This is a genomic window from Parasphingopyxis sp. (assembly GCF_052168275.1).
Taxonomy (GTDB): domain Bacteria; phylum Pseudomonadota; class Alphaproteobacteria; order Sphingomonadales; family Sphingomonadaceae; genus Parasphingopyxis.
The window spans coordinates 1-7,317 of sequence record NZ_JBQLZM010000130.1 but is presented as its reverse complement, the minus strand read 5'-3'; the positions used below and the strand labels follow the sequence as shown (position 1 = coordinate 7,317).

Sequence of the window (7,317 nt, the reverse complement as noted above, 5' to 3'; positions counted from 1 at the left end):
CGTGGCGATTGATCTTCCAGGCCAGATAATCGACGCCGCCGGCATAGGTCGCGCTGGCCTTGGCCAGCCGCACGAGCGTCAGCAACTTGCCTTCGATCCGCCGCCGTGCCCATGTCCAGCGCGCGGCGGGCGTCGTGGCACGCCTGCCCAGCGCAAGGGGCGCGTCTCCATCGACGGCGACAGCGATGCCGAGCGAGGCGAGCGCGGGTGCCGTGAATCGCCGGTAGCGATCGGGATCGAAGTCGACCACGGAGGCCGCCCGGCCCTGCCGCTCGGCCCGCAGCTCCGCGCCATAGGTCAGCGCGAAGGCGCGGCGCCACAGGTCGAGCGCGGTCACTTCGCCCTCGATCATGGGAAGCGCTGCTGCGAGCAGTGCGGGCGCCGCCCGCGAGACGGACTTCGCGACGCGTTCCGCCGCTTCGGGATCGCGGCTCCAGACGAGGCGCGAGGGCTGCGCGAACCGCGCCCAGACGGACACGTTGCGCGTGCGCGACGAGGCGAGCCGTGCGAAATCGCTTTCGCTGAGAACCGCATATTTGGCCTGCAGCCCGCCATGCTGGACGGGGAAGACGTTGGGCGGGATCAGCCGGTTCGCAACCGTCAGCCAGCGCCGGTCATAGGCCGCGCGATAGTCGGACACGATGACGTAGAAATCGAGCATCTGGCCGTCGAGCTCGGTCGACCGGAGGCACGACCCGTAGAAGAGGACGGCCCGCGCGGAGTCGCCGAACAGGCCGGCGACATGACGGGCAAAGCTCGTCACGCGCGGATCGACCGGAGCCTCCAGCTCCGCCCGGACCAGTTCTTGGAGCTTGGTCACGCCGCCAGCGAGAGAAACGGCACGGGCATCGTCGGGGTCAGGACGATCGGCCGTTCGTTCTGCGCCTCGAACAGCTCGCCGTCGAGAATCACGCTGGACCGGTCGCCCTCGATCCGGATCTCGTTACCATGGCTCAGATGGACGCCCGACATTTGCGTGGTGTCGAGCTTGCCGAGGAAGCTCGCCCAGGCGGCGCGGACGAGGGCGAGCGGCTTCTGCTCGACCATCATCAGCTTGAGCGACCCGGACGCCGCCGAACCCATGCTGGTCTGGCTCTTCAGCAACAGGCGTTCGAGCGTCGTCACCATCAGCAGCGCGAACTTGCCCTGAATTTCGCCCTGATGGACGACCGACACGCTGATCGGCCGCGCCTGGGGCGGCAGGAACCGTGCCTTGATCCCGAACAGCGCGGAAAAAAGGACGGCGATTGCGGTGATCAGGTGGCTGAAACCGTTGGGCAGGCCGAGCGGATATATTTTGTGCCGGCAATAGAGGATCGAATCGGCGAGGCCCGCCCCGCCGAGGAACATGCCGAGTACCGGCCTGCCATTGGCGTCGCCGCCGGTCAGCGCGATCAGCTCGCGGCGGACGATATGGTCGGACAGGTCGGTGCGGACGATCTCCATGATCCGTTCGAGCGCCTTGATCGGATCACCCTCGGCGCCGAGATCGAGCGCGATGAGATTGGTCTTGCCGTTGGGCAGAACCGCGACCGGCGGCGGCGTATCCGAGAAATGCCGGCCATGATGCAATTCGGTCAGCGTCGCCTGCACCGTGCCGTCGCCGCCGTTGATCACCAGTATCTGCGGATTGACGCGCGCGATCGTCTGCAGCGCATCGCCGATCTGGCTCACATCCTCGACCTCGTAATGGAATATGTCGGACCGCTGCGCGCAAAATTTGCGAATCCGCGGCAGCATCGCGACATTTCCCGTCGATCGGGGATTGGAGAGAAGGGCGACGCAGACCATCGGCTAGCCGATCGGCTCCACCGAGGTGCCCTGCATGTAGTTGAGGACGACGGTGATCCGCGTCACGCCCGCGCCGGCCCGGAACGCGACTTCGTCATAATCCGGCTCGAGGTTGAACGGGAAGGACAGGTCGGGATTGCCCGAAAAGCCGCCGCCGTCGCGCCGGTCGGACCGGTTGTTGCCGTTGCTGTCATGGCGCACCGCGATTCCGTACGTGCCGGGGCCCGGCAGTGGCAGGCACACGGTCATGTTGCGATTGCGGGACTGCACGGGGATATCGACCCGGTGCAGCCACCGGCCGCGTTCGAGCCAGTTGCTGTCCCCCTGATAGGACTGGACGCGGACCCGGCCGTTATTGTCGCGGAAACCGACGACGCGCACCAGCGCCGCCGACCCCGAGGCCCCGGCGCGGCATTGCGAGAGATCGTTCGGAACGCGCGTACCGGCATCGGCCGCGGTCGCGAAGGCGGCCATGGACAGGGCAGCGGCCGCAGGGATAATCGTGCTTTTCAGCATTGAAACCAACTCCAACATATTCGCCACGGCCTGTTTGCCCGGATCAGGCATGGCAAAATTCAAACTAATCCCCTATTTCCGTCAGATATCCCCAATGCTTGCGGCCAAATTATGGTCACGGAGCGTCTGAACTTTGCAAATTTTCACTGCCACCGACCGCTATATGTTCCGGCTGATCATCGTCCCGCTCGTCGCGACGCTGGTCATCGCGGCCATGCTGCTGGTGCTCGACAAGATGCTGCGATTGTTCGATTTCGTCGCGCGCGAGGGCGGGCCGGTGAATGTCGTGTGGCAGATGCTGGCCAATCTCGTGCCGGAATACCTCTCGCTGGCGATCCCGGTCGGGCTGATGCTCGGCATCCTGTTCGCCTTCCGCAAGCTCGCGCTCTCCTCCGAACTCGACGTGTTTCGCGCGGTCGGCATCGGCTATCGCCGGCTGCTGCTCGTGCCCTATATCTTCACGGTCGGCTTCGTGCTGCTCAACCTGCTGATCGTCAGCTATTTCCAGCCGATCGCGCGTTATTCCTACGAAAACCTCCAATTCGAGCTGCGCTCGGGCGCGCTCGGCGCATCAATCAATGTCGGCGAGTTCAACAATCTGGGCAGCAACATGACGCTCCGGGTCGAAGAGAGTACGAATGACGGGCGCGACCTGTCGGGCATTTTCGTGCGCACGACCTCGCCCCAAGGACGGCAGCTCTCGGTCTCCGCCGAGCAGGGCACTTTCATGGCGACCGACGAACAGGACACGATCCTGCTGCGTCTCACCAACGGCCGGCTGATCCACAACCAGGCGGATTTCGAAAGCCCGCGGGTGCTGAGCTTCGAAAGCCACGACCTGCCGATCGACCTGCCGCGAATCGAGCAATTCAGGGGGCGCGGCGGCGAGCATCGCGAACTCACGCTGTTCGAGCTGGCGCGCGTGGGCAGCGACAGCACCGCGCCCACCGAATTGCGGCTCGCGAGCCGGGCCAATTTCCATTACCGGATGGCCGAGATTGCGATGATGTTCCTGCTGCCGCTGCTGGCGGTGGCGCTCGCCGTTCCGCCCAAACGCTCGACCTCGGCGCTCGGCGTGTTCCTGTCCGTCGTGATGATCACGACCTATCACAAGATCTGCCAATATGGCGAAGACCTCGCGGCGCTCGGCCGGGTCGATCCGCTGATTTCGCTGTGGGTGCCCTTCGCGCTGTTCGCCGCGCTGATCGTCTGGATGTATTACCACATCGCCTATGTGCCGGGCGGCCAGCCGATCGGCGCGCTCGAAAAGGGGTTTTCCAAGATGGCGGGATTCGTGCGGCGGCTGTTCCTCCGCCGGCGCCGACCGGTCGGGAGCTGATCCGTGGACGCACCGCAATTCCAGTTTTTCCCGTCGCGGACGATCTCGCTCTACATGGCGAAGATGTTCCTGACCCGCACATTCGCGGTGCTGGGCGGGCTCGTAGTCATCCTGATGACGCTCGACCTGCTCGGCGAATCGGGAAAAATACTCGCGCCCGAGGGCAATGGCGAAGCCGAGCTCTGGTTCTACGTGTCGCTCCGCGTGCCGCAGCTGATCGAACGGTTTCTCCCGTTCGCCGCCCTGCTCGGCACGCTGATCGCGCTCAGTTCGATGAACGCGAACAGCGAGATCATCTCGATGAAGGCGGCCGGTGCGTCGGCGCACCAGATTCTCGCGCCGCTGATCCTGACGAGCTTCATCGTCGGCATCGGCCTGTTCATCTTCAACGAGCGCGTCGTCACCCCCGCCTACGGCACGCTCAGCGCATGGGAGTCGGTCGATTACGGCCCGATGCCCGAACAGCGTGCCGGCGCGACCAATGTGTGGGTGCGCGAAGGCAACGACCTGATCAATGCGCGCAGCGTATCCGGCCGGGGCGACGCCACCATACTCGAGGGCGTGACCGTCTACGACCGCACCGGCGGCGTGATCGAATTCCTCGTCAGCGCCGAGCGCGCCACCTATACCGGCAGCGGCTGGCGGCTGGAAAACCCCCAGCAATTCGACGTTTCGGCGGTCGAGCAGAGCAATCTGGAGTCGCTGGTCATCGCCGAAGGCGTGACGCCGGACCAGTTCACGCTGGCCAATGTGGAGGCGCGGTCGCTCGACTTTTTCGAGCTGCGCCGGGCGATCGCCGACCTCCAGGCGGCAGGCCGGCCAACCACCGCGCTCGAGGCCGGGCTCTGGCACAAGATATCGGGCCCCCTGTCCACCCTGCTGATGCCGCTGCTCGGCGCCGTGGCGGGTTTCGGGCTTGCCCGCTCCGGTCAGCTCTTCATCCGCGCGATCATCGGCATGGCGCTGGGTTTCACCTATTTCGTCGCCGACAATTTCGCGCTCGCCATGGGCAATATCGGCGCCTATCCGCCGCTGCTGGCCGCCTGGGCGCCTTTCTTCCTGTTCCTGCTGATCGGCGAGGCGGTCCTGATCCGAACCGAGGAATGAAGCGATAGCGCAACCGGCCAATAACGGCGGAACCGCCGCCGGAAAAACCGTCGAACGCGGCGACGTGGCCCATGGCGCGGCAATGGCGGCGCTGGCCCGGCTCGGCGCGCTGATCGAGGTTATCGCGCAGCCGCTCTACACATGGCTGTTCGGGATCGCGACCTACGGCCTCTATATCGTCCTGTGGTCGGCCGTGAACATGGCCGAGAAGATCGTCGACCTGTCGCTGACCCAGGCGCTGCAACGGATCGTGCCGGTCGAGAGCGAGGAAGCCGCGCATGGCGCGGTCAAGTTCGCGCTGCTGGTCACGACGATACCGGCCGTGCTGATCGCCGCGCTCGTCGCCCTGTCCGCGCCGCAGATCGCGGGCTTCGTCTCGGCCGCGCCCGAGGATGCCGCGCAGCTGCCCGAGATGATTGCGCTGTTCGCCTGGGCGCTGCCGCTCTGGACGTTCATCGAGGTGGCGACCTCGGCGGCGCGCGCCCGCCGGGCGTTCGGCCCGGAAATCCGGCTGCGGATATTCTGGGAGCAGTGCGCCCGGCTCGTCTTCGCGGTCGGTTTCTTTTTCGCCGGCTGGACGAGTACGGGCCTGCTCCTCGCCCATCTGCTGTCGCTGCTGCTCGTCGCCATTCTCGCGGCGCGGCTGCTGGGCCGCTATTACGACATGCGCCTCATGCTGCGCGCCCCGGTGCCGGCGCCGCTGCGCGCCAATGTTCTGGTTTCGGGCATCGCCCTGTCGCCGAGCGCGATCGCCCGGCGGACGCTGAACGACCTGCCGCCGATCATCCTCAACCTGATGCTGCCCGGCGCCCAGGGCGCAACCGCGGCCGGCCTGTTCGGCATCGCGCGCAAGGTCGCGTCGGTCCCGCTCATCGTGCGCCAGGCTTTCCTGTACGTCCTCGCGCCGCTCAGCTCGGCCCAGGCGGCGCTGGACCGGGCCCGGATCGCGCCGATCTACGCCTTTTCCTCGCGCCTTTCGGCGGCGCTCGTGCTGCCGCTGGGCGGGCTGCTGATCCTGCTTGCATCCGACATATTGAGCCTGTTCGGCCCGGGCGCGGACGCGGCGCTCGCGGCGCTGGTCATCCTGACCCTGGGGCGGATGGTCGAGGCGATCGTCGGCCCGGCGACGCCGATCGTCGAAATGACCGGCCATCGCCTCCTGCCCTTCTTCAACAGCCTGGCCGGGATCGCCGTCTGGGTGGTACTCGCCGGCATGTACGCGCCGGAACGCGGCGCCGAAGGTATGGCGATCGCGGTGAGCGTCGGCGCGGTCGTGATCGCCGTGGCCGCGGTCGTCGAACTGAAGGTCAGCGACGGCCTCCAGCCGTTCGACCTGCCCTTCCTGCGCGGGCTGCTGACCGGCGGCGCTGGGCTTGCGGCCCTCGCCCTGCTCGGCGTCGTCCTCGAACCGTTGGGCGCGCCGGCCCGAGCCGTCGCCCTGCTCCTCGCCTTCGTCCCGCTGTGCTGGGTAACACTACGGCTCGGCCTCGATCAGGACGACCGCGCCGCGCTCGGCGCTTTTGCCAGACGCACCCGGCTGGCTTAAATAGGGCCGTTTCGGCGGATTGCGGCACAAGAACCGCACGATTTTCGTCGCAAAGCTGCCTCATTACCCGTTCATATACGGCGGCTTAGAACCGTCGACCCAATTGCCGACGAATCCGAAAGATACATGATTAAAGGAAGTTAGACGTGAGAGTCGCAGCCACCGCGCGCCCCGGGATCTGGAATCGGTCGCATTATCTGGACAAGATGACGTTCAAGGAACTGGTCGTCGCCTATCTCCAGTATCCGGCGATCATCGCCTATCTCGTTCTGTCCGTCATCTCGTTCGGCGTCTGGCTCTGGCAGCCGGCGACGCTGGCGCAGACCGTCGTCAGCCTCGCCGTCGCCGTGATGGCCTATCCGCTCGCCTGGTACATGCTGCACCGCTGGGTGCTGCACAGCCAGTGGATGTACAAGGTCAAGATCCTTGCGCCGGTCTGGAAGCGCATCCATTACGATCACCACCAGGATCCGAACCATCTCGAAGTGCTGTTCGGTTCGCTCACCACGACGCTGCCGACGATCGTCGTCATCCTGGCGCCGATCGGCTGGGCAATCGGCGGCGTGGGCGGCGCGGCGGCAGCGGTGGGCGCCGGTCTCCTGACGACTTGCTTCTACGAGTTCTGCCACTGCGTGCAGCATCTGAAATACAAGCCGCGCAACAAGTGGCTCGCCCAGATGAAGGCCCGCCACATGGCGCACCACTTCCATGACGAGAGCGGCAATTTCGGCATCACCAACTTCTTCTGGGACAAGGTGTTCGGCACGTTCTACGAGCGCCCCGACCGCAAGGAGAAGAGCGAGACCGTGTTCAATCTCGGCTACACGCCCGAAACGGCGAAGCGCTATCCTTGGGTCGCGGAGCTTTCGGGCGGCGTGGCCACCGGTCATCCGACCCAGCGCGCCAAGGACTAGCCGGGACCGTCACCGCGACCATGACCGCAGACATTGCCGTCCGCCCGGTTGCCGGCAAGGCGGAACTCAGGACGTTCGTCGATCTGGCGTATCGGCTGAATGCC

At 65.8% G+C, this 7,317-nt stretch carries 7 protein-coding genes; 4 read left to right on the top strand and 3 right to left on the bottom strand.

Going from position 1 to position 7,317, the window contains the following annotated elements; genetic code table 11:
- The 3 genes from ACTS1X_RS11700 to ACTS1X_RS11690 form a co-directional block, all read right to left on the bottom strand.
- Window positions 1-820 (bottom strand): hypothetical protein (locus tag ACTS1X_RS11700; protein WP_442614575.1); only part of this gene is annotated, 820 nt, incomplete at its 3' end.
- Window positions 817-1,791: a diacylglycerol/lipid kinase family protein gene (locus ACTS1X_RS11695; protein ID WP_442614574.1), complete on the bottom strand. Its 975-nt coding sequence runs from the start codon at window positions 1,789-1,791 to the stop codon at window positions 817-819. The genes ACTS1X_RS11700 and ACTS1X_RS11695, both read right to left, overlap by 4 nt.
- 3 nt (window positions 1,792-1,794) lie before the next feature.
- Entirely contained in the window at window positions 1,795-2,307 is a 513-nt protein-coding gene (locus tag ACTS1X_RS11690; RefSeq protein ID WP_442614573.1) for a DUF2141 domain-containing protein, read from the bottom strand.
- A 133-nt stretch (window positions 2,308-2,440) separates the two neighbouring features.
- Between ACTS1X_RS11690 and lptF the strand changes: the two genes are divergently transcribed.
- The 4 genes from lptF to ACTS1X_RS11670 all read left to right on the top strand — a co-directional run bounded on the left by lptF (window position 2,441) and on the right by ACTS1X_RS11670 (window position 7,213).
- A complete protein-coding gene (lptF, locus tag ACTS1X_RS11685; protein ID WP_442614572.1) occupies window positions 2,441-3,646 on the top strand; it encodes an LPS export ABC transporter permease LptF in 1,206 nt (401 codons plus the stop codon).
- 3 nt (window positions 3,647-3,649) lie between these two features.
- Window positions 3,650-4,753, top strand: coding sequence for an LPS export ABC transporter permease LptG (gene lptG / locus ACTS1X_RS11680; protein WP_442614571.1), 1,104 nt, complete (start codon window positions 3,650-3,652; stop codon window positions 4,751-4,753).
- A 64-nt stretch (window positions 4,754-4,817) separates the two neighbouring features.
- Window positions 4,818-6,299 carry a lipopolysaccharide biosynthesis protein gene (locus ACTS1X_RS11675; RefSeq protein ID WP_442614570.1) on the top strand — a complete coding sequence of 494 codons (1,482 nt, stop codon included), beginning with the start codon at window positions 4,818-4,820 and terminating at the stop codon, window positions 6,297-6,299.
- A 206-nt stretch (window positions 6,300-6,505) separates the two neighbouring features.
- Window positions 6,506-7,213, top strand: coding sequence for a sterol desaturase family protein (locus tag ACTS1X_RS11670; protein WP_442614576.1), 708 nt, complete (start codon window positions 6,506-6,508; stop codon window positions 7,211-7,213).
- The last annotated feature ends 104 nt before the right edge of the window (window positions 7,214-7,317 follow it).

Bases quoted from the DNA above. Each gene is read 5' to 3' on its own strand.
- ACTS1X_RS11670 (WP_442614576.1), top strand. From the start codon at position 6,506: ATGACGTTCAAGGAACTGGTCGTCGCCTATCTCCAGTATCCGGCGATC.
- ACTS1X_RS11695 (WP_442614574.1), bottom strand. From the start codon at position 1,791: ATGGTCTGCGTCGCCCTTCTCTCCAATCCCCGATCGACGGGAAATGTC.
- ACTS1X_RS11690 (WP_442614573.1), bottom strand. From the start codon at position 2,307: ATGCTGAAAAGCACGATTATCCCTGCGGCCGCTGCCCTGTCCATGGCC.